A 20,764-nucleotide genomic window follows, 5' to 3' on the forward strand; every position below is an offset into this window, starting at 1 on the left:
TCACCGGCGACGGTGACGGCCCGGTCGCGGCTCAGAGCAGGTGCTGGACGCGGGTGGCCCGTACGGTCGCCGGGCCGCCGGCCGACAGGCCGGAGACGAGGTACGCCCGGACGGTGCCGTCCGGGCGGACGGCCCACAGGTCGGGGACGCCGTCGGCGTTGACGTCGGCCACCGAGATCGTGCTGATCGTCGTGGCGGTGTTCCAGTTGTCGGCGACGTGGTACTGGGTGTGGCTCAGCGAACCGGTGCCGTCACCGTTGTCGACCAGGGTGACCCCGGTCCAGAGGAAGAGGTCGCCGGTGGCCGCGTTGCGCAGGTACATCGCCACTCCGGTGGCCGTCTCGGTGCTGGCGACGGTCCAGTTCTGCCAGTCCGTATCCCCGGTCGGCGTGGCGTCGGCCAGCGCGACCCGGAAGAGGTAGCCGCCGGGCACCCCGAGGTTGGGGTGGTAGACCAGCCGGTGACCGTTGGTGGCGTCGCCGGTGACCGAGATCAGATCCGGGTACTCCGGGTTGACGCCGTCGGCCCCGTAGGCGTTGGCCACCTGCAGCGGCGCGTTGCCGTTGTCGTCGACGAGCTGCCCGCTGCCGACGGACACCTGGTTGCCGCTGAGGTACGGGTTGAGCATGGTCCCGTCACCGGCGCCCCGGGATGCTGGCGTACCCGGCAGCGGCGCCGCCCGGGTAGTAGGCGAGGAAGTCCTGCCGGTCGCCGCCGAAGAAACGCCCCGTGATCACCTGCGCCCCGTCGAACTCGGCGGGCGAGTTGGTGCCGCCGACGCCGTTGCCGGACAGCCCGATTTTGCCGGCCGGCGTGTGCACCCGGCCGGTGCCGACGCCGGTGCGGCGGGACGTCAGGCCGGTCGCTGACCAGACACCTCAACCGAGGCCGGCGGTGCCGCCGACGGTGACCAGGTCCGGCACGCCGTCGCCGTCGAGGTCCCGGTCGACCGGGCCGACGACCGCCGGTGTCGGGTGCCGGTCGGCCGGGGCTGCCAGGGCGGGCGCGGCCGGCACGGTCGCCGCGAGAGCGAGGACCGCCGGAGCGCTCCAGGCGAGCAACCGGCGTGGTGTGGAAAGATCAGCCATGGTGTTTCCCCCGTGTTCGATGGATCGGAACCAGACCGACCGTAGTCGATGTTGGCAACACTCCCCGTACCGGCCGGATCACCTGTTGCCGCACCGCGACGGCGACCCGCTGCCTAGCCTGGACGGCATGGGCAACGTGGTGGTGTACGGCGCCGGGGGCACCGCAGGCTCACGGATCGTCGTCGAGGCGGCCGGCCGGGGACACCGGGTCACCGCGGCGGTCCGCCGTCCGGAGGCGGTCACCTGGCTGCCGGCCGGGGTGCACGTGGTGACCGGGGACGTGACCTCGGCGCACAGCGTCGCCGAACTGGCCCCGGAGGCCGACGTGATCGTGGTGGCGGTCGGCGGCGGTGAGCGGGCGCTGTGGCGTACCGCGGCGGAGAACCTGGTCACCGTCCTGCGGGACCTGCCCGACCCGCCCCGGGTGATCCACGTCGGCGGTGGGGCGACCCTGCTGACGGCGCAGGACACCCCGTTCCTCGACGAGCCGGACTTTCCCGAGGGGTACCGGGAGGCGGCGCTAGGTCAGGCCGACGCCCTGGCCCTGTACCGCTCCTGCACCGACGGGGTGACCTGGACGTACGTCTCACCGCCGCCGGTGGAGTTCCACCCCGGCGAGCGGACCGGCCGGTACCGCACCGGCACCGAACACCCGGTCACCGACGGTCAGGGCCGCTCGGTGCTCAGCTACGAGGACCTGGCGGTGGCGATCGTGGACGAGATCGAGGAGCCCCGCTTCGAGAACATGCGCTTCACGGCGGCGTACTGAAACGGGGCCGGCGGCGGCCTGCGTGGTACCGGAGGGGATCAGCCGGCGAGGCGGGCCGGGAAGCCGCCGGTGGCGATCGGGCCCCAGCCCTCGACGGTGATCCGGATCAGCGACTTGCCCTGCGCCACCATGGCCGCCCGGTACTCGTCCCAGTCCGGGTGCTCGCCTGCGATGCTGCGGAAGTACTCCACCAGCGGGTCCAGCGCCTCGGGCAGGTCGAGCACCTCGGCCACGCCGTCGACCTGCACCCACGGGCCGTCCCAGTCGTCGGAGAGCACGCAGGCGGAGACCCGGGGGTCACGGCGGATGTTGGTGACCTTGGCCCGTTCCGGATAGGTGGAGATCACCAGCCGTCCGGCGGCGTCCACGCCGCAGGCGACCGGGGAGGACTGCGGCCGGCCGTCGGCGCGGGTGGTCATCAGCAGGACCCGGTGCCGGGGCCGGACGAATTCGAGCAGGGCGTCCCGGTCGACCCGGGTGTTGGTTGCGACGCTGCGTGCCATCCCCCGGTTCTACCAGGCCCGGCGGGCGTCAGCCGGACCGGCCGCCGACCCGGCCCGGCTGGGCGGGGACCCGGGGCCGGGCGGTGGGCCGCCAGGCGCGGCCGTTGGCGTAGATCACCCGGAAGCCGAGGTACGCCGCGAGTGGCGCCCAGTGCGCCGAACCCATCCGCAGCTCGGCGGCGTTGTGTCGCTGGCCGTTGGCGAGCACGTCGAGCAGCACCGTCTCGAAGGCGGCCGACTCGACCCAGTCGACCTCACGGGTGAAGCCGCAGATCAGGGCCGCGCCGGTGACGTCGAGGAAGTCCCGCAGGGTGGCGTCGGAGGCGCGCAGCACCGAGCAGCTGCCGAAGTAGAGCCGCCGGCCCTCGCCCCGGCCGGCCATCCGCTCGGCGACGTCGGACAGCTCGACGGAGTCCCAGTCGGTGAGGCAGAGCCGGCTGGGTTCGCCGTGCATGGCGAAGAAGCCGACCCGGTGGTCGGCGTACTGCTTGAGCAGCCACCGGTCGAGGAAGTAGAACAGCTCGTCACGGGTGGCGGCGTCCTTGTGGATGTAGCGGATGCGGCCGAGCCGTTCGAGCAGGTCGAGGGTGGGCAGCACCGACCCGCGCTCGTTGAGGTCGCGGTGCCACTGCCCCTCGACACAGAAGACCCCGCCCCGCGCCACCGCGCCACCTCCCCGTCCGCCGGGTCGACGTTACCGGGTCCGGCTGACGGACCGATGTCACCCTCGATGCCCGGTTGATCCGTTTCGGGGCGCTTCACCGGTGTCGGAATTCCCGTCCCTCCCGTCACCCACTGAAGCCTCCTGCCCGAATTGCCATTCATCTCCATTCACAGGCAATACCCAGCTATCGCCGACTACGAGGACGATTCCCCTTTATTGCCGCGAATCGGCCAGGTAGCTGTCAGGGTGGAAGTTGCAGGACGTCCCGGGCGATGCCCTGTGCACCACCCCATTCACTTCCAATCGGGAGGACTTCTGTGCGCCAGAACACTGTGAAGCGGGCACTCGTCGCGTTCGCCCTGGCTCTGCCGGGAGCCGCGATCGCCACGGTGGCCGCCGCGCCAGCGGCCCACGCCGACGGCTGCTACACCTGGAAACGCGACCTCTACCAGGGGCGCTCCGGAGACGACGTCCGCCAGTTGCAGATCCGGGTCGCCGGTTGGGCGGCCCGAGGGGGAATCGTCCGGATCGACGGCGACTTCGGCCCCGAGACCGCCGCCGCGGTCAAGCGCTTCCAGACCGCGTACGGGCTGCGCAGCGACGGCATCGCCGGCAAGCAGACCTTCAGCAAGCTCTACCAGTTGCAGGACAACGACTGCACACCGGCCCACTTCAGCTACCGGGAGATGGACGGCGGCTGTGGCAAGGGCGGCTGGAGCGGCGGTCCGCTCTCCGCCACCGAGACCAAGGCCAACGCGGTAAACACCATGTGGAAACTGGAGGCGCTGCGGCGTGGGCTGGGTGACAAGCCGCTCTACGTCACCAGCGGGTTCCGGGACGAAAGCTGCAACAAGCAGGTCGGTGGGGCGTCGAACAGCCAGCACCTCTACGGCAACGCCGCCGACGTGACCTCACAGACCAGGTCGCTCTGCGAGATCGCCCGCGCCTCCCGCGACCACGGCTTCAGCGGCATCTACGGCCCCGGCTCCGCCGGGCACGACGACCACGTCCACGTGGACTCCCGGCGGGAGAACAACCGGGACAACCTGACGAACCGCACCAGCTGGGCCGCTCCGGACTGCGGCGTCAGCAACTGAGGCGCGTCGGCCGACGCCGGCCCGGCCCCACGGGATCACCGGGGCCGGGCCGGCGTCGGGGCTCAGCTCGCCCGGGGCCAGCGCGGCGCGACGGCCGGGGGCGTCACCGGCCGGCCGGGGACGCCGGCGCGCACGCCCGGCCGCATCCCCGCCGCGGCGGGCCGCGCCCCGGGCACACCGGGCCGACCGGCCTGGCCACGGGCCGGGTAGCCGGCCGCCGGGGCGGTCCGCGCCGGCGCCGCGCCCGGCCGGGGCGTGGTGTACGTGAACGGGAAGGGCACGTGCACGAACGGGTTGCCGTGCCGGATCAGCGCGTCGATCTGACGCTCGTTCAGCCCGTGGTTCTCCAGTACCCGCCGCCCCCAGCGGTGCAGCCGGCACGGGTACGACGCGCCGTCGTTGCGGCACAGCGGCCCGTTGGGCCACTCCTCGGCGGCGTGCACCACGACCGCTCGCACCGCGAGCCGGACGTCCTCCGGTGTCAACGAGGCCGGCACCGGCACCTCGCCCAGAACCTGATCGATGGGGTCCGTCGACTGCTCACCAACTCGCACGGCAGGCCTCCCGCAACTCGGCAGCGACTGCGGCTGAATCGCCGCAACGCATCCTCGCGCAGTGGTACGGGCGGTGACCGGCGGCGGTTCAATCCCCCCAGGCGGTGAGCAGATCCTCCGGCGTCACCACCCGCACCCCGTCCACCACCGCGCCGGCCCGGGTCACCGCCAACAGCGGCACCCGTTCGTCAGCACCGGGCAGCCGGGACCGGTGCAGAGTGAGCCGTCCCAGGTCGTGCCCGTCGAAGGGCCGCTTCTCCAGCCACTTCACCGAGCCGACGACGGTGATCCGTCGGGCGACCGGTCCCCGGTCCGCCCCGACCAGGTCGATCTCCGGATCGTCGGTCCGGGTCCAGTAGCCGCCCACCACGCCGGTGCCCTCCGGCAGGTGGCCGGCGGGCAGCCGACGCAACGACTCCCGTATCACCGGCTCGATCGCCCGCCCCCGCCAGGACGTCCAGGAGGTACGCAGCCGGGCCAGGGTGAGATCGCCGCGCCCGCGCTCGATCTCGGGCAGGTACGGACCGAGAAAGGTCAGCCAGAAACGCAGGTACGGGTCGGCCACGGTGTAACGGGTTTCCCGCGAGGGGCGGGTGGACAGCGGGGTGGTCACCTCGACGATGCGCTTGTCGACCAGCAGTCGCAGCGCACGGCTGAGCGAAGCCTGGGGCAGATCACCGGCGGCCCGTGCGATCAGTGAGAACGTCCGCTCCCCGGAGCCGATCGCCCGCAGCACCAGTCCGGCCTGCGACTGGGTGGGGAACTCGGCCGCCAGCGCCCGTTCCGCACTGACCAGCAGGGCAGAGGTCGGATCGGTCACCGCGTCGGCGAGGTAGTCGGCGAGGCCGGCCCCGCTGGGCCACTCGTCGAGGATCAGCGGCAGGCCGCCGGAGACGAGATAGGCGTCGAAGGCGTCGGCCGGTGCCGCCCCGAGCATCTCCCGGACGTCGGCGGGACTCAGCGGCGGCACCACCAACTCCGTCGCCCGCTGGTGGAACGGCCGGCCGGTCCGTCGGCAGGGCGGCGACCAGCAGGGTGAGCGCGGCGTCCCAGGTGCCCGGACGCTGAGCGGCGAAGAGGTGCGCGCCGGGCAGGCTGGACCCGACCACCGCCTCGACGAACAGCGCAAGATCGGCAGCCACGGTGGGCTGGGCGGACGCGGTGAAGAACACGTGTGGCACCCCGGCCCGGTCGACGAACTCCTCGACCAGGCGGGACTTGCCGACCCGACGCCGCCCCCGCATCAGCAGTGCCCGCCCGGGGCGGCCGGCCCGCCCTCCCCGGATGACCTTGGCCAGCATGCCGTCGAGCAGGGCGAGTTCCCGGTCCCGACCCACGAAGCCGTGCACACCCTGCTCCCATGCACTCACAGTTGATACTACCAAAAATGAGGGTATCAAGGCTGAGTGCTACAGATCCTCAGACCAGGCCCGCGTCGTGGACCAGCAGCGCCACCTGAACCCGGTTGTTCAGCTCCAGCTTGGTCAGCAGCCGGGACACGTACGCCTTCACCGTCGCCACGCTCATGAACAGCTCCGCCGAGATCTCCGCGTTGGTCCGGCCGTGACCCAGCGCCACCGCGACCTCGTGCTCCCGCTCGGTCAGCCCGGCCAGCAGCCGCAGCGCCCGGTCCCGACGCCGGTCCGGACCCGGCGTGGGCCCCACGGTCAGGTGGCTGATCAACTGCCTGGTCACCGTCGGGGACAGGGTGGCCTCACCGGCGGCCACCCGCAGCACCGCCCGGACGATCTCGGCGGGCGGGGTGTCCTTGAGCAGGAAACCGCCCGCCCCGGCCCGCAACGCCCGCAGCACCTGCTCGTCGGCGTCGAAGGTGGTCAACACCAGCACCTCCGGCGGGTCCGGCAGCGCCCGTAACGCCTCGGTGGCGGCCAGCCCGTCGACCCGGGGCATCCGGATGTCCATCAGCACCACGTCCGGCGTGCACCGGGCGACGGCGGCGGGCACCTCGTCGCCGTCGGCGGCCTCACCCACCACCCGGACGTCCGGCACGCCCCCGAGGATCATCGACAGCCCGGCCCGGACCAACGGGTCGTCGTCGACGATCAACACCCGCACCGGGGCGACGTCGCCGTCCGTCGTCACCGGGCACCGCCCCGCCGCCGGGCGGGCGGGCGGCTCACGGCGGTCGGGCCGCTCATGCCGGCCACGGCAGGCGGGCCGCCAGCCGGAAGTCGCCGGTGGTGCCGTCCCGGCCGTGGGTCAACCGGCCACCGGCCAGGGTGACCCGCTCGGCGATGCCGACCAGCCCGGTGCCGGCGCCCGGCAGGACCGGCGCGGAAGAGCCCACCGGCCAGGGATTACGGATCTCCACCGCCAACTCCCGCCCCGGGCCGCCGGACAGCCGGACGGCGACCGTCGTGTCGGGGGCGTGCTTGCGCGCGTTGGTCAACCCCTCCTGCACGATCCGGTACGCGCTGCGCCCCACCGCCGTCGGCACCCGCGTGGGTTCGGCGACCTCGTCGACCAGGGTGACCCGGACCCCGGCGGCCCGGGACTCGGCGATCAGCGCCGGCACGTCGGCGAGGGTGGGCTGGGGGCGTTCCGGTGCGGCGTCGCCGTCGGCGGTGTCGGCCCGGAGCACCCCGATCACCTCGCGCAGGTCCTGCAGGGCGGCGTGGGCGCTGCCCCGGATCACCCCGGCCGCCCGCGCCACCTCCTGCGGCGGCGCGTCCGGACGGAACTCCAACGCCCCGGCGTGCAGGCTGAGCAGCGAGATCCGGTGCGCCAGCACGTCGTGCATCTCCCGGGCGATCCGGGTGCGTTCCAGCTGGCGGGCCTGGTCGACGCGGAGCTGCTGCTCGGCCTCGGCGCGGTGGGCCCGCTCCCGCAACGACAGCACGAGCTGCCGGCGGGCCCGGACGAACAGCGCCCACGCCACCACGATCCCGACGAACATCACCGTCCAGGCCACCGTCGCCCAGTAGGGCAGCGTCGGGTCGGGGCGCACGACGGTGTAGAGCGGGATGACCGCCAGGTGGAAGCCGACCAGCGCCGCGCCGATCGGCAGCGGCCGGTGGATCAGCACGGTGAACACCACCACCAGCATCGCCACCCCGGCGGTCACCGAGAACAGCGCCAGCGGCAGGCCGGCCACGGCCAGCCCGACCGGCCAGCGGCGGCGCAGCCACAGCGCCGCGCAGTAGCCCAGGCCCGCCGCCAGATCCACCACGACCAGCCAGGACGGCCCGGCGTTGTGGGCGAACTGCGGGTCGGGCGACACCGCGTCGCCGAACGCCAGCAGCGCCCAGCCGACGGCGAGCAGGAAGGCCACCGTGTCGACCAGCCAGTCCCGGGGCGTCCGCCGGGGCGTCCTGGCCTCGGGCGTCAGCGCCCCCGGCAGCAGCCAGGGATGATCGGGTACGACGGCAGCACTCACCCACCCATGCTAGAAAGCCGGACAGCGTCCCGGACACCAACCAAAGTCGAGGTCTGAGCGTAGACCGAGGTAGGGGCGGCCCTCGACCGCCGGCCGCAGCGCCCGGCCGGGTGGCTGCGACAGGCTCGACGGCATGATCGCAGTCGAGCACCTCACCAAACGGTACGGCCCGCATCCCGCCGTCGACGACGTCTCGTTCCGCTGCGAAGCCGGCACGGTGACCGGTTTCCTCGGCCCGAACGGGGCGGGCAAGTCCACCACCATGCGGATGCTGTGCGGGCTGACCCGTCCGACCTCCGGCACCGCCACCGTCGCCGGTCAGCCCTACCGCGAGCTGCCCAACCCGGGCCGCGAGGTGGGCGTGCTGCTGGACGCCTCCGCGCAGCACGTCGGGCGCAGCGGGCGGGAGACGTTGTTCCTGGCCGCCCGGACGATGGGCGTGGACGCCGACCGGGTGCCCGCGGTGCTCGACCGGGTGGGCCTGAATCCGGTGGCGGCGAAGCGGCGGGTCGGGGCGTACTCGCTGGGGATGCGGCAGCGGCTCGGCCTGGCGCTGGCGCTGCTGGGTGAGCCCCGGGTGCTGGTCCTCGACGAACCGGCCAACGGCCTGGACCCGGAGGGGATCTTCTGGATGCGTGGCCTGCTGCGCGACTTCGCCGACCGGGGCGGCACCGTGCTGCTCTCCTCCCACCTGCTGCGGGAGGTGGAGGCGGTCGCCGACCGGCTGGTGGTGATCGGCGGCGGCCGGGTGGTCGCCCAGGGCGGCAAGGACGAACTGCTGGCCGGGGCCGGCACCCTGGTCCGGGCCCGCGACCCGCACGCCCTGCGGCTCACCCTCGACCGGGCCGGGCTGGACGCCACCGCCGGCAGCGACGGCGGATGCGTGGTCCGCGCCGAACCCGACGCCGTCGGGCAGGCCGCCGCCGACGCCGGGCTGGTCCTGACCGAGCTGCGGCCGGCCGGCGGCGGTGGCCTGGAACAGCTCTTCCTCACCCTGACCGCCGGCGCGAGCACCAAGGAGGCCGTGCAGTGACCACCATGACGACCACTCCCCCCGCCACCGTCCGCAGGGCGGTCCCCGGACCGTCCCTGGCCCGGCTGGTCGGGGTGGAGCTGCGCAAGCTCGGCGACACCCGGGCCGGCCGTTGGCTGCTGGCCTCGATCGGGTTGATCGCCGCCGCGATCGTCGCCCTGCAACTGCGCTTCGTGGACGACGCCGCGCAGACCTTCACGAATTTCTTTACCGCGTCGCTGGCGCCGGTGGCGCTGCTGCTGCCGGTGCTGGGCATCCTGTCGATCACCGCCGAGTGGTCCCAGCGCACCGCGCTGACCACGTTCGCCCTGGTGCCGCGCCGGGAACGGGTGATCGTCGCCAAGCTCGCCGCCGTGCTGCTCGCCGCGTTGGCGTCGGTGCTGGTGAGCCTGGCCGTCGCCGCCGTCGGCACCCTGCTGGCCGGGATCACCGGCGGGGCGGGCAGCTGGGACCTCGACTGGACGGCGGTCGGGCACGCCGCCGTGTTCCAGGCCATCAACGTGCTGATCGGCGCGGGGTTCGGGTTGCTGCTGCTCAACACCCCGCTGGCGATCGTCACCTCGCTGCTGCTGCCGACCGTGTGGGGCATCCTGTCCGCGATGATCACGGCGTTGCACGGCCCGGCCCGCTGGCTGGACACGTCGATCACCATGGAGCCGCTGCTCGGCCCGGACATGACCGCCGGTCAGTGGGGTCGGCTCGGGGTGTCCCTGCTGGTCTGGGTGGTCGCGCCGCTCGCCGTCGGGACGGTGCGCACACTGCGGCGCGAGGTGCACTGACGATGCGGGCGCGGGAGCCGGGCGGCGCGACCAGGGTCGGTGGGGACGTCGGGGAACTGCTGGTGATGTGGGTCGGCTTCCCGCTGCTGGGCGGTGCCCTGGGCGGGCGGCTACCCACGGTCGCCGACTGGGTGGCGGGGCTGCCCTGGGCTCCGGTGCAGGGCTGGTTCGAGCTGGTCGCCGGGTTGCCGTACCGGCGGGCACTGGCCGGGGGCCTGCTGCTCGGGATGCTGGTCGGGCTGCTCCTGGCCTACGTCGGCACCCGGGAACGGTTGATCGTCACGGTGGACCGGGGCGGTGCCCGGCTCCGCCGCGACGGCGTCGACCAGGAGCTGGCCCGGCGGACCGTCACCGCCGTCTTCGTCGACGGCAGGGAACTGGTGCTGCTCGGCCCGGCCGGTGCGGAGCTGGCCCGGGAACGCTCCGACCTGAGCCGGCGGCGGCTGCGGGACGCCTTCGAGGGGCACGGGTGGCCGTGGCGGGACGCCGACCCGCACCGGGACGCGTACCGGCGGTGGGTGGAGGGGTTGCCCGACCTGCCGCCGGGGGCGGACCAGCTGCTGCGCGCCCGCCAGCGGGCCGTCGACGCCCACCGGGCGCGCGACGTCCGGGAACTGCGTGGGGAACTGGCCCGGATCGGGGTGGTCGTCCGGGACGAGGGTGGACGGCAGTACTGGCGGGCGGCTCCGCGCCCGGACGGGCAGGCCCCGCCGCAGCCGTAGCCCGGTGTGGTGCCGGCGCTCGGGGTGGTCCTCCCGGTCTGGCTGATCCACGCGTGCTACGGGTACCGGCGCTCGACGCTGGCCGGCCGCGCCGACCCACCGGCCGACGGACCCGGGCGGTGACCGGGCCGCCCCGGGACGCCTGCCGTCCGGGCCAGTGCCTGCGCGGTACCGAGGCCGGCGACCAGGCCGGCCAGCGCGGGGAGCACGTCCGGGTCGCCGCCGCCGACCGGGCTGTTGCCGGCCAGCGCGGTCAACGGCGTACCGGGTGAGAGGGCCGCGCTGACCAGCAACGCGACGTGCCACAGGGCGAGCGGGGCGAGCAGGCCCACCGGGACGAGCACCACGTACCGGCCGGCCGGCAGGGCGGGACGGGTCAGCAGCGTCACCCCCAGCAGCAGGACCGCGCCGAGCAGCGCCGCCGGCACGAGCCGGCCGGCCGGTCCGACGAGCCGGACCAGCGGCAGACCGATCCCGCCGGTCACGGCCAGGCCCACCGCCGCCGCCAGCCGCCGTCGACCCCGGGCGGGGGCGGCGGCAGCCGCGCCGACCACGGTCACCGCCAGCAGGAGCAGGGCGGTGACCAGGGCTGCCGGGTCGAGCGCGGGTTCCCGGCCGGTCGGCGACCGGGTCAGCACGGCGGTCAGCGCCAGCACCGCCGCGACGGCGGCCACCCCGGCCAGGACGGCCCGGTCGCGGCCGGCTGTCCGGTGCGGGCCCCACGGGACGGTACGGTCCGGCCCGGCCGCTCCCACCGCGCCGACCACCGCTGCCGTGCCGGCCCCGGCCGTCCGGCGGTGCGGACCGTCCGCGCCGGTCGCGCCGTCCCGACGTACGGCGAGCAACACGGTGACGCCGACGGCCAGCCAGCCGGCGGCGACGAGTGCCACGGTCGCGCCGGGGCCGGTGGGGTCGGCCCGGTCGACGGCGACGTCGGCGGCCAGCGCGCCGCCGCCGAGCAGGACGGCCGGCACCAGCCACGAGCGCCGGCCGGCACCGGCCAGCACCAGCCCGCACGCGACCGCCGTCAGCGCCAGGAAACGCAGGTCACGGGCCCAGTAGGTGGACGCCTCGGGGAGCCGCTCCGACCACGGGCCGACCGGTTCGGTGAGCGGTTGCCACCAGGTCATGCCGACCGCCCAGAGGGGCACGGCCAGGGCGGCGAGCCCGACGCCGACGGCGGCGAGCCGGCCACCCGATCGCGGAGCGTGACCGGTCGGAATGGGCATCATGGATGGTCAGACGCCATCCGGGCGGTTACGGTTCCCCCTCTGGGGAGGTGCCGTCGGTGTACGTCGTGTCCGTGATCAACTACAAGGGCGGGGTGGGCAAGACCACCGTGACCGCGAACCTCGGGGCCGAACTGGCGAACCGGGGGATGAAGGTGCTGCTGATCGACCTCGATCCGCAGACCAGCCTGACGTTCAGCTTCTACGACCCGGACGACTGGCGGGAACGGCTGCGCGACGGCCGTACCGTGAAACGCTGGTACGACGGCCTGCGCGGGGACACCCCGGCGGTGACGCTGGGTGAGCTGGTGGTCTCCCCCGGCCCGGCCAACGCCCACCTGAGCGGGGCCGGCCGGCTGGACCTGATCGCCTCGCACCTCGGTCTGGCCGACATCGACCTGGCGCTGGCCCGGGGCGTGGCCGACGGGGAGGACTACGACCGGGAGCTGTTCCGGGTCCGCGGCGCGCTGGCCGAGGGGCTGCACGACGCCGCCCTCGACGGCTACGACCTGGTGCTGATCGACTGCCCGCCGAACTTCAACGTGGTCACCCAGTCCGCCGTCATCGCCAGCGACCACCTGCTCATCCCGGCGAAGGCCGACTACCTGTCCACCCTCGGCATCGACCACCTCTGCGGCAGCGTCCGGGAACTGGTGGACCGGTACAACGCCGACGCCCGCCGGTTCGCCACCAGCCGCCGGCACCACAAGGTCGCCCCGGATGTCGCCGGGGTGGTCTTCACCATGATCCAGTTGACCGCGCAGCGGCCGATCGCCGCCCACCAGGGCTTCCTGGACCAGGTGCGGGCGCTCGGGCTGCCGGTCTTCCCCACCGCGCTGCGGGAGAACATCACCCTGTTCGCCGGGAACACCCCGCGCGGCGTCCCGGTGGTGCTGCGGAACCGGGTCACCTCGCCGGTGGTGCAGGAGGAGTTGCGGCAGATCACCACGGAGTTCATCGCCCACCTGCAACCCCGCGAGGTGACGGTGTGAGCGGTCCGGAGTCGACGGGGGACGTCGCGGTCGGCGTCCTGGCCCGGGTGGGGGAACTGCTGGCCGGGCTGTCGGCCGCCGACGCCGCCGCACTGGCGCAGGGTCGGGCCCGGCTGGTCGTCGCCCCGGTGCCGCCGCCCCGAAGCGGCACGGACCGGCCGGCTGCGGCGACGCTCGCCCCGTCGGGCGTCGACCTGGCCGCCGCGTCGGCCACCCTGGACGCCTTCGTCCACCGCCGGGACGGCACGGAGTACCTGACGCCCTGGGCGATGCGGGACCTGCGCGCGCTGGCCGCCCGGCTCGGCCTGCGCGGGGTGACCGGCCTACGCAAGGCGGAACTGGTGGAGCGGCTGGTCGACCGGACGATCGGGTTCCGGGTCGCCTCCGCCGCCGTGCGCGCCCGCTGAACCGGCCGGGACCTGCTCGTCCGTCCGGGCGGAGCCGTCCGTCTCGATCTTGTGTGGGGCCGGGACGGTGGATACGCTCCCGCGGCTGTCTCCACCCGAGAAAGGATCGCAGTGACCGCTCCTGTCACCACTCAGAAGTCCTGGGTCGTCGCCCTGCTGCTCTGCTTCTTCGTCGGCGTGCTCGGCGCGCACCGGTTCTACACCGGCAAGGTCGGCACCGGCGTGCTCCAGTTGATCACCATCGGCGGACTCGGCATCTGGGCGTTCATCGATCTGATCATGATCCTGGTCGGCGCGTTCCGCGACAAGCAGGGCCAGCCGCTGGTCAAGTGAGGCACCGGACGGCGCCGGGGCGCCCGCACGGCCCCGGCGTCGCCCGGCACGCCGGAGACCCGGCCGGTGTCGAGCAGAGGTGGGACGGTCGACGGGAATTCACCCGGCGACCTCCCGCCGGGCGGGTTCCGGCCGATAACATCGCCGGGCATGGATATGAAGAGCAGCATCCGCCCGCGAACCGGGCGGCTGGTCGCCGTGCTCACCGCCGCCGTCACCCTGGCGGCCCCGGTGGCGGTGGCCGCGACGTCGGCGTCCGCGGCGGCCACGTCGACCGTGGCGCAGGCGCTCGCCAGCCAGGACGGCCGGACCGCCACCGTCACCGGGTACGTCATCGGTCAGCCGACCGCCACCAGCACGGTGCTCACCTCCGGCTACACCGCCGACACCGCCATCGCCCTGGCCGACACGGCCACCGAGACCGGCACCAGCCGGATGCTCTACGTCCAGATCACCGCCGACTACCGCAGCACGTTCGGGCTGTTGACCAACCCGTCGCTGCGCGGCCGGCAGGTCACCGCGACCGGGACGCTGACCGCGTACTTCAGTCACGGCGGGTTGAAGAGCCCGACCGCGATGAGCCTCGGCGGCGGCAGCCCGACGCCCACCACCACCGCCTCCCCCACCCCCGGGCCGACCGGCTCCACCGGGCCGTACGACTCGACGTACTACGCGAACGCGATGGGCAAGACCGGCAACGCGCTGCGCACGTCCCTGCACGCCATCATCACAACCCAGACGAAGCTCAGCTACGACCAGGTGTGGGACGCGTTGAAGGACACCGACCAGGACCCGGCGAACGCCAACAACGTGATCCTGCTCTACAGCGGGCGGTCGCAGAGCAAGAGCAGCAACGGCGGCGGGGCCAACGACTGGAACCGGGAGCACGTCTGGGCCAAGTCGCACGGTGACTTCGGCACCGCCACCGGGCCGGGCACCGACGTGCACCACCTGCGCCCCGAGGACGTGACGGTCAACTCCACCCGCGGCAACAAGGACTTCGACACCGGCGGCAGCGCGGTCGCCGAGGCCCCGGGCAGCTACAGCGACGCCGACTCGTTCGAGCCCCGCAACGCGGTCAAGGGCGACGTCGCCCGCATGATCATGTATATGGCGATCCGGTACGAGGGCGACGACGGCTGGCCGAACCTGGAGATGAACAACTCGGTCACCAACGGTTCCGCGCCCTACCTGGGCCGGCTGCCGGTGCTGCTCCAGTGGCACCGGCAGGACCCGCCCGACGCCTTCGAACAGCGCCGCAACCAGCGCATCTACGAGCGCTGGCAGGGCAACCGCAACCCGTTCGTCGACCACCCGGAGTGGGCCACCGCGATCTGGGGCTGAACGGGCCGGTTGTCGCAGATCACCCCGGTCGGGCGGTGAGGAACCCGCCCGACCGGGTAACCCACCGACATGGCCAACACCGTTCCCGACATCAGCCTCAACGACGGCAACACCATCCCGCAGCTCGGCTTCGGGGTCTACCAGATCGAGCCGAGGGACACCGCCGAGGCCGTCGGCCGGGCGCTGGAGATCGGCTACCGGCACATCGACACCGCCCAGATGTACGGCAACGAGGCGGAGGTCGGCGAGGCGGTCCGCGCCTCCGGGCTGGACCGGGGCGAGGTCTTCGTGACCAGCAAGCTGAACAACGGCTTCCACCGCCCCGAGGACGCCCGTCGGGCGTTCGAGTCGACGCTGTCCGCGCTGAAGATGGACTACGTCGACCTGTTCCTCATCCACTGGCCGTTGCCCACCCGCTACGACGGCGACTTCGTCTCCACCTGGAAGACCCTGGAGGAGTTCCAGCGCGACGGCCGGGCCCGCTCGATCGGCGTGTCGAACTTCCAGGTGCCGCACCTGGAGCGGCTGGCCGCCGAGGCCGACGTGGTGCCGGCGGTCAACCAGATCGAGGTGCACCCGTACCTCACCAACGAGCAGGTGCGCGCGTACGGCGGCGAGCACAACATCCTCACCGAGGCGTGGTCCCCGATCGCCCAGGGCCGGGTGCTCGACGACCCGACGATCGTCGACGTCGCCGAGCAGGTGGGCCGCACCCCCGCCCAGGTGGTGCTGCGCTGGCACGTGCAGCGCGGCGACATCGTCTTCCCGAAGTCGACCACCCCGAAGCGGATCGAGGAGAACTTCCGGATCTTCGACTTCACCCTGGACGACACGGCGATGGAGCGGATCAGCGGGCTGGACCGGGGCGAGGCCGGCCGGACCGGCCCGAACCCGGACGAGTTCGACTACATCCCCGCCTGAGCGAACACCTCCGCCGCCCGGATGCGGCGCGACCACGGAGCGGGACCCGGGCCAGGGTTCCGCTCCGTCGCGTCCGGCCACCGGTGGCGCTCCCTGCCGGGACGGCAGGTGGTGGTCGGACGCTGTCGAGCTGACGACGTTGGCGAATCAGCGCCACCATCTCCGTCATTGATGCACGTGCATCGATATCCGTACCATCCGGGGTATGCGTGCCCGTCGTGTCACCGCCACCGCCGCCGCCGCCGCGCTCGTCAGCCTGCTCGCGGTGGGCGCCGCCCGCGCCGACGACACCCCGGCGCTGACCACCCCCGGCGCGCCCGTGGTGGTCGCCAACGAGCCGCACCGGCTCAGCCTGACCTGGGCCCCGTCGACGTGGAAGGGCGAGCCGGGCGGCCCGATCACCTACGACGTGCGCTCGCCGATCGGGCCGAACACCTACCGGGGGCTGGGCAGCACGCAGACCAACGCCGTCACCCTGACCGACCTCGCCCCCGGCACCGACTACCGGATCGCGTTGCAGGCGTACGCCATCGGCGGCTACTCCGACACCTCGGCGGTCACCACCGTGCGCACCGCGTACGGGCGGGCGAAGGTCGACTACCTCAACCTCGACTGGGCACCCACCGACAACCAGGCCCAGTTCCGACTCAACATCACCAACACGGGCAACCGGCCGCTGGACCTGACCACCGTACGGGTCCGCTACCACCTGCGCTTCGAGAACGGCAACGCCGCCCTGACCACCGAGTGTGACTGGGCGACGCTCGGCTGCGACCACATCCGGCGTACCCTCCAGTATTTTCCGCCGCCCGCGCCGCCGCCCGGCCCGACGCCGACGCCGACCGTCTACCCGGTGCCCGGGACCCCCTTCCCCGGCTGGGTGGAGCTGACCTTCGACACCGGCGTGCTGGCCCCCGGCGCGTCCTCCGGGCCGATCCAACTCCGGCTGCACCGGCCCAACTGGACGGCGATCGACGAACGCGACGACCCGAGCTGGCAGGCGGCCACCGGCGCGTGGACCCCCAACAGCCGGATCACCCTCGACGTCGACGGCGTCCGCGAGTACGGCGACAACTGGGGCTGACCGCCGTCAGGCGCGGGCCTCCCCGGCGACGGCGCGCTGGGCCGCGACGATCGTGTCGACCGGCAGGCCAAGGCCACAGAGCACGGCGGCCAGATAGTCCAGCACCCGCCAGTGCTGCTCGTCGGTCAGGCCGAGCCGTCGCCACGCCCCATCCACGATCCGCCCGCCACCCGGGCCGCCCAGGGCAGAGGCCAGTTGAGCGGTCAGGCGACCGGCCAGCCGGGGCCGGTCCAGCCCGATCAGGTACGGCGCCAGCTCGGCGTCCGCCGCGACCAGGCGCAGCCAGCGGATCACCACCGCGCGCACCCCGGCCGGCCCGAGCCAGTCGAACGCGCTCCGGGGGCAGGTGACCAGTTCCGTCGTCCGCACACCCCTCAGTACGGATCGTCGCGTACCGGCAGTTCACCGTCCCGTCGTCGGACGGTGCCCGGCCAGGAACGTCATGGTGGTCTGGTTGGCGGCCCAGCCGTCGGGGAACTTCACCGGCACGTCCAGGTGCACCGACTCCGTCGACGGGTGGGCGTCCAGCAGCTCACCGATGCCGGCGCGGGCCACCACGATGCAGGAGTGCCGGTGCCGGGAGGTCAGCACGCACAGCCGCCCCGACTCCAGGTGGAAGTTCGTCGCGTCCCGCCGGCCGGACAGCGGGTGCAGCACGATCGTCACGTCGTACTCGCGGCCCTGGAGCCGGTTGGCGGTGTCCACCGTGACGTCCGCCCCGGCCGGGCCGAGGTGGGCGCGGATCGCGGCGACCTGGTCGCGGTGCGCCGCGCCGACGGCGATCCGGTCGGCGGTCACCGGCGCGCCGGCCGGGGCGTGCTCGGAGACCGCGACCGCGCCCCGGTGCAGCACCCGCAGGGCGAGCGCGGCGCACGCCGCGGCGGCCTCCGCATCGGTACGCACGGTGTGCCGGGCCGGCAGCTCGTGCAACGCCCAGCCGGTGCCGGCGGCCAACTCCACCACCGCGTCGAGCGCGTCGCCCGGCCCCGGCCGGGTCAGCGTCAACGCCCGGTCGGCCGGGCCGGTGCCGGCGCGGAAGCCGGTGAACGGGTAGAACGCCGCCGCGACCACCGGGGCCGCCGACGCCGGCAACCGCCAGGACACCGGCAGCCGGTGCACCGGTAGCTCCGGGTTGTGCCGCAGCAGCACCGCCACGGCCGCCTGCATCGGGTCCCAGCTCAGGCCCGTCCAGCGCAGCGTCTCGACGGTGGAGAACGGGTCGAGCTGCCCCGGATCGCCCACGAACAGCGCCCGCTCGAACCGCCCGGCCACCCGCAGCAGGGCGTCCGAGCGCATCTGGTACGCCTCGTCGACGATCGCCCACGGCCACCGGCCGTCGGTGACCGTGGCCCACTTCGCCGCCGTACCGATGGTGACGGCCGGATCGCCCAGGTCCGTGACCTTCGACGCGACCCGGACCGTGTCGTGGCCCCGGACCCGCTCCGACGGCCGGTAGTCGGTCGCCGACAGCCGGCCGATACGCAGCTCGGGGTCCTTGGTGGCGAGCCGGTCGATCAGGTCGTCGACCTGCTCGTTGGTCTGTGCCACGATCATCAGCGGCTCACCGGCGGCGGCCAGCTCGGCGGCGGCCCGCACCACCAGGGTCGACTTGCCGGCCCCGGGCGGGGAGTCGACCACCACGCCCCGATGGTCGCCCGAGCGCAGGTCGGCCAGGACGGCCGCGACGACCCGTTCCGCCTCGACGGCGGGCGGCACCTCAAGCCCGAGCATCGGCCTCTCCTCCCCAGCGTTCCCGGCACCCTACCGGCCCGCGCCGACAGGACGTCGTAGTCACACCTTCCTGGTACGACAGCGCTACCAGGAAAGGACGCCAAATGATCATCTTGAGCGACGGTGACCTGCTCACCGCCGATGCCGAAGCGCTCGTCAACGCCGTCAACACGGTGGGGGTGATGGGCAAGGGGATCGCCCTCCAGTTCAAGCACGCCCACCCCGCCAACTACGCCGCCTACCGGGCCGCCTGCGTGGCGGGCGAGGTGCGGCTGGGCAGGATGTTCGTGGTCGACTCCGGCCGGTCCGGCAGGCACCGCTATGTCATCAACTTCCCCACCAAGGGGCACTGGCGGGCCAGTTCGAAGCTGCCCGACATCCGGTCGGGCCTGACCGACCTCGCCCGGGTCGTCCGGGAGCGGCAGATCCGCTCGGTGGCGGTGCCCGCGCTCGGCTGCGGCGCCGGCGGCCTCGACTGGACCGTGGTCGAGCCGATGATCACACAGGCGTTCGCCGACCTGCCCGACGTGCGGGTGCTGCTGTTCCCCCCGGCCGGCGCTGTTGCCCGGTCCTGAACCTACGCCCGGCGGACCTGCTCCTGCCTCACCACGGAGCCTGCGGGGCTGCCGGATCGGGCAGGTGGAGACGATCCACGGGCACCCCGGCCAGGGGCAGCCAGCGGCGGGCGTCGTCGAGCATCGCGGGCGGGCCGCAGACGTACACCTGCTGGTGGGGTTGGTGGTGGCGCAGCGCGGTGGTGAGCGCGTCGCCCTGCTCGGTCGGGTGCGCCTCGGGGTCGTCGGAGAAGACGGGCACGATGGTCAGCCAGTCGTGAGCGCACTGGAGCTTGTCGAGGACGATCGGGTCGTAGAGGTCGAAGAAGGTGCGGGCACCGACGACCAGGGTGACCCGGCGGCCGTCGGGGGCGGCGGCGACCTGCTCGACCAGGGCGCGCAGCGGGGCCAGACCGGTGCCGCCGGCCACCAGCAGCAGGTCACCGTCGCGTAGGTGCTGGCCGGTGTCGCGGGGCGGCCCGAGCCAGACCACGTTACCGGGGTTCATCTCGTGGGCGAGGCTGACCGAGACGCTGCCGGCGGGGATGGCACGAACGTGCAGCTCGACGGTGCCCTCGGTGCGGGGCGCGTTGGCGGGGGAATACCAGCGCCACCGACCGGGATTGCGCTCCGTGCTGACGGCGACGGCCTGGCCGGGCCGGTAGCGCAGCCGCCGCCACGGCCGTACCGTCAGGACGGCGATGTGGTCGCCGGGGATGTCGCGGGCGAGCACCTGGGCGGGCCGCCACGGCGGATCGTCGTCGGCCCGCGCCGCCGCCTGCCGCAGCAACTCCACCGGCACGTCGGCACCGGCCAGCGCGCTGATCAGCTTGGCATGCGGCAGCAACGCGAACCGGCGGAAGGCATGGCCCAACACGGCCAGCGTCACCGCCTGCGCCGCCGGCTCCGGGTCGGTGGCGAGCCGGCGGAGCGTGGCGATCAGCAGCTCGGCATCGTGGGCGGCGAGCCGATCCGGCAGCGCCGACCGCAACTCGTCGGCCTCCCTCACCGGGCCACCGCCCGCCGCACCCGGGCGATCCGCCCTTCGGGCAGGTCAGCTGCCCAGCACACCCCGACCAGGTAGTCACCGATGCGCCGATGCTGCTCCTCGGACAGGCCGAGCCCACCCCAGGCGTCCGCCGGCTCCCCGGCGAGCGCGGCGGCCACGCTCGCCGTGAGGTGCGCGGCCAGCCGATCCCGATCCACCCCGACGAGGTACGGCGACAGCTCCGCGTCCGCCGTCACCAGCCGCAACCACCGGTGGACGATCTCCTGCGGCGTCACGCCTGCCCACCGCCCTCGGGCGTGGCCCGCGCACGATCGGACAACCGACCCGGGTACGAAGTGTGCGCGGCCCCCTCCTCGTCGGTGGCCCGTGTTGGAAGGTTCGTTGCGGTGGTGATCATGGTGTCTGCGGCCCCTGTACGTCGGCGGGAAGGTGACGGGCACCGGGGCGGGCGGGGATGAGGTCGCGTCGTTCGGATCGACACGTCCCCGGAGCCCGGCACCCGCCCCGGGCCATGCATCAACCCTGGTCAGACGATTCCGCTGACGACATGACCA

The 20,764-nt window shown here is 73.6% G+C and carries 26 protein-coding genes; 12 read left to right on the top strand and 14 right to left on the bottom strand.

Features of this window, described 5'->3' with window-relative positions; genetic code table 11:
• Positions 1-31: 31 nt before the first annotated feature.
• From ACN260_RS24000 to ACN260_RS24010, 3 genes are read right to left on the bottom strand one after another with little or no spacing between them, the layout of a single operon-like run.
• Positions 32-628, bottom strand: a complete 597-nt coding sequence (locus tag ACN260_RS24000) for a hypothetical protein (protein ID WP_422753160.1) — start codon at positions 626-628, stop codon at positions 32-34.
• Positions 629-635: 7 nt separating this feature from the next.
• Complete coding sequence (locus ACN260_RS24005; RefSeq protein ID WP_422753161.1) at positions 636-821, bottom strand: hypothetical protein; 186 nt, start codon at positions 819-821, stop codon at positions 636-638.
• 57 nt (positions 822-878) lie between these two features.
• On the bottom strand, positions 879-1,088 hold the full coding sequence (locus ACN260_RS24010; protein ID WP_422753162.1) for a hypothetical protein: 210 nt from the start codon (positions 1,086-1,088) through the stop codon (positions 879-881).
• A 127-nt stretch (positions 1,089-1,215) separates the two neighbouring features.
• On the opposite strand from ACN260_RS24010, the gene ACN260_RS24015 reads away from it, so the two are divergent.
• Complete coding sequence (locus ACN260_RS24015; protein ID WP_422753163.1) at positions 1,216-1,857, top strand: NAD(P)-dependent oxidoreductase; 642 nt, start codon at positions 1,216-1,218, stop codon at positions 1,855-1,857.
• Between the two features lie 38 nt (positions 1,858-1,895).
• Here the strand turns inward: ACN260_RS24015 and ACN260_RS24020 are convergent, their stop codons facing one another.
• Both ACN260_RS24020 and ACN260_RS24025 read right to left on the bottom strand, forming a co-directional pair.
• The gene (locus ACN260_RS24020) at positions 1,896-2,360 is read right to left on the bottom strand and encodes a PPOX class F420-dependent oxidoreductase (RefSeq protein ID WP_422753164.1); all 465 of its coding nucleotides are present in this window, start codon (positions 2,358-2,360) and stop codon (positions 1,896-1,898) included.
• Between the two features lie 28 nt (positions 2,361-2,388).
• On the bottom strand, positions 2,389-3,024 hold the full coding sequence (locus tag ACN260_RS24025; RefSeq protein WP_421485859.1) for a DUF6642 family protein: 636 nt from the start codon (positions 3,022-3,024) through the stop codon (positions 2,389-2,391).
• A gap of 317 nt (positions 3,025-3,341) precedes the next feature.
• Between ACN260_RS24025 and ACN260_RS24030 the strand changes: the two genes are divergently transcribed.
• Positions 3,342-4,121 carry a D-Ala-D-Ala carboxypeptidase family metallohydrolase gene (locus ACN260_RS24030; RefSeq protein ID WP_422753165.1) on the top strand — a complete coding sequence of 260 codons (780 nt, stop codon included), beginning with the start codon at positions 3,342-3,344 and terminating at the stop codon, positions 4,119-4,121.
• Positions 4,122-4,183: 62 nt separating this feature from the next.
• Here ACN260_RS24030 and ACN260_RS24035 read toward each other — a convergent pair whose 3' ends face one another.
• The 4 genes from ACN260_RS24035 to ACN260_RS24050 all read right to left on the bottom strand — a co-directional run bounded on the left by ACN260_RS24035 (position 4,184) and on the right by ACN260_RS24050 (position 8,072).
• Positions 4,184-4,675 (bottom strand): hypothetical protein, encoded by a 492-nt coding sequence (locus tag ACN260_RS24035; protein WP_422753166.1) that lies wholly within the window; start codon positions 4,673-4,675, stop codon positions 4,184-4,186.
• 88 nt (positions 4,676-4,763) lie between these two features.
• Positions 4,764-5,645, bottom strand: a complete 882-nt coding sequence (locus tag ACN260_RS24040; RefSeq protein WP_422753167.1) for an ATP-binding protein — start codon at positions 5,643-5,645, stop codon at positions 4,764-4,766.
• Positions 5,646-6,094: 449 nt separating this feature from the next.
• A complete protein-coding gene (locus tag ACN260_RS24045) occupies positions 6,095-6,778 on the bottom strand; it encodes a response regulator (protein WP_422753168.1) in 684 nt (227 codons plus the stop codon).
• A 52-nt stretch (positions 6,779-6,830) separates the two neighbouring features.
• Entirely contained in the window at positions 6,831-8,072 is a 1,242-nt protein-coding gene (locus ACN260_RS24050; RefSeq protein WP_422753169.1) for a sensor histidine kinase, read from the bottom strand.
• Positions 8,073-8,205: 133 nt separating this feature from the next.
• Between ACN260_RS24050 and ACN260_RS24055 the strand changes: the two genes are divergently transcribed.
• The 3 genes from ACN260_RS24055 to ACN260_RS24065 are packed head-to-tail and all read left to right on the top strand — an operon-like array spanning position 8,206 to position 10,606.
• A complete protein-coding gene (locus ACN260_RS24055) occupies positions 8,206-9,105 on the top strand; it encodes an ABC transporter ATP-binding protein (RefSeq protein WP_422753170.1) in 900 nt (299 codons plus the stop codon).
• Between the two features lie 5 nt (positions 9,106-9,110).
• Complete coding sequence (locus tag ACN260_RS24060; protein ID WP_422756812.1) at positions 9,111-9,884, top strand: ABC transporter permease; 774 nt, start codon at positions 9,111-9,113, stop codon at positions 9,882-9,884.
• Between the two features lie 2 nt (positions 9,885-9,886).
• Positions 9,887-10,606: a YqeB family protein gene (locus tag ACN260_RS24065; protein WP_422753171.1), complete on the top strand. Its 720-nt coding sequence runs from the start codon at positions 9,887-9,889 to the stop codon at positions 10,604-10,606.
• Positions 10,607-10,662: 56 nt separating this feature from the next.
• Here the strand turns inward: ACN260_RS24065 and ACN260_RS24070 are convergent, their stop codons facing one another.
• A complete protein-coding gene (locus ACN260_RS24070; protein WP_422753172.1) occupies positions 10,663-11,835 on the bottom strand; it encodes a hypothetical protein in 1,173 nt (390 codons plus the stop codon).
• Positions 11,836-11,894: 59 nt separating this feature from the next.
• On the opposite strand from ACN260_RS24070, the gene ACN260_RS24075 reads away from it, so the two are divergent.
• From ACN260_RS24075 to ACN260_RS24100, 6 genes are all read left to right on the top strand, one after another.
• The gene (locus ACN260_RS24075; protein WP_422753173.1) at positions 11,895-12,827 is read left to right on the top strand and encodes a ParA family protein; all 933 of its coding nucleotides are present in this window, start codon (positions 11,895-11,897) and stop codon (positions 12,825-12,827) included.
• Positions 12,824-13,234, top strand: a complete 411-nt coding sequence (locus tag ACN260_RS24080) for a hypothetical protein (protein ID WP_422753174.1) — start codon at positions 12,824-12,826, stop codon at positions 13,232-13,234. Before ACN260_RS24075 ends, ACN260_RS24080 begins: the two co-directional genes overlap by 4 nt.
• 111 nt (positions 13,235-13,345) lie before the next feature.
• Complete coding sequence (locus tag ACN260_RS24085) at positions 13,346-13,567, top strand: TM2 domain-containing protein (protein ID WP_422753175.1); 222 nt, start codon at positions 13,346-13,348, stop codon at positions 13,565-13,567.
• 150 nt (positions 13,568-13,717) lie between these two features.
• Positions 13,718-14,911 carry an endonuclease gene (locus ACN260_RS24090; RefSeq protein WP_422753176.1) on the top strand — a complete coding sequence of 398 codons (1,194 nt, stop codon included), beginning with the start codon at positions 13,718-13,720 and terminating at the stop codon, positions 14,909-14,911.
• Positions 14,912-14,980: 69 nt separating this feature from the next.
• On the top strand, positions 14,981-15,832 hold the full coding sequence (locus ACN260_RS24095) for an aldo/keto reductase (RefSeq protein WP_422753177.1): 852 nt from the start codon (positions 14,981-14,983) through the stop codon (positions 15,830-15,832).
• 205 nt (positions 15,833-16,037) lie between these two features.
• Positions 16,038-16,916 (top strand): cellulose binding domain-containing protein, encoded by an 879-nt coding sequence (locus tag ACN260_RS24100; protein WP_422753178.1) that lies wholly within the window; start codon positions 16,038-16,040, stop codon positions 16,914-16,916.
• Between the two features lie 6 nt (positions 16,917-16,922).
• On the opposite strand, the gene ACN260_RS24105 is transcribed toward ACN260_RS24100, so the two are convergent.
• Both ACN260_RS24105 and ACN260_RS24110 read right to left on the bottom strand, forming a co-directional pair.
• The gene (locus ACN260_RS24105; RefSeq protein ID WP_422753179.1) at positions 16,923-17,285 is read right to left on the bottom strand and encodes a globin; all 363 of its coding nucleotides are present in this window, start codon (positions 17,283-17,285) and stop codon (positions 16,923-16,925) included.
• A 33-nt stretch (positions 17,286-17,318) separates the two neighbouring features.
• The gene (locus ACN260_RS24110; protein WP_422753180.1) at positions 17,319-18,647 is read right to left on the bottom strand and encodes an AAA family ATPase; all 1,329 of its coding nucleotides are present in this window, start codon (positions 18,645-18,647) and stop codon (positions 17,319-17,321) included.
• A gap of 104 nt (positions 18,648-18,751) precedes the next feature.
• Between ACN260_RS24110 and ACN260_RS24115 the strand changes: the two genes are divergently transcribed.
• On the top strand, positions 18,752-19,222 hold the full coding sequence (locus ACN260_RS24115) for a macro domain-containing protein (protein ID WP_281900209.1): 471 nt from the start codon (positions 18,752-18,754) through the stop codon (positions 19,220-19,222).
• A 28-nt stretch (positions 19,223-19,250) separates the two neighbouring features.
• Here ACN260_RS24115 and ACN260_RS24120 read toward each other — a convergent pair whose 3' ends face one another.
• Both ACN260_RS24120 and ACN260_RS24125 read right to left on the bottom strand, forming a co-directional pair.
• Positions 19,251-20,210: an FAD-binding oxidoreductase gene (locus ACN260_RS24120; RefSeq protein WP_422753181.1), complete on the bottom strand. Its 960-nt coding sequence runs from the start codon at positions 20,208-20,210 to the stop codon at positions 19,251-19,253.
• The gene (locus tag ACN260_RS24125; RefSeq protein WP_422753182.1) at positions 20,207-20,485 is read right to left on the bottom strand and encodes a hypothetical protein; all 279 of its coding nucleotides are present in this window, start codon (positions 20,483-20,485) and stop codon (positions 20,207-20,209) included. The genes ACN260_RS24120 and ACN260_RS24125 overlap by 4 nt, the downstream gene beginning before the upstream one ends.
• Positions 20,486-20,764: the final 279 nt, after the last annotated feature.

Origin of the sequence: Micromonospora sp. WMMD708 (genome assembly GCF_049315245.1) — a bacterium.
Classification (GTDB): domain Bacteria; phylum Actinomycetota; class Actinomycetes; order Mycobacteriales; family Micromonosporaceae; genus Micromonospora; species Micromonospora wenchangensis.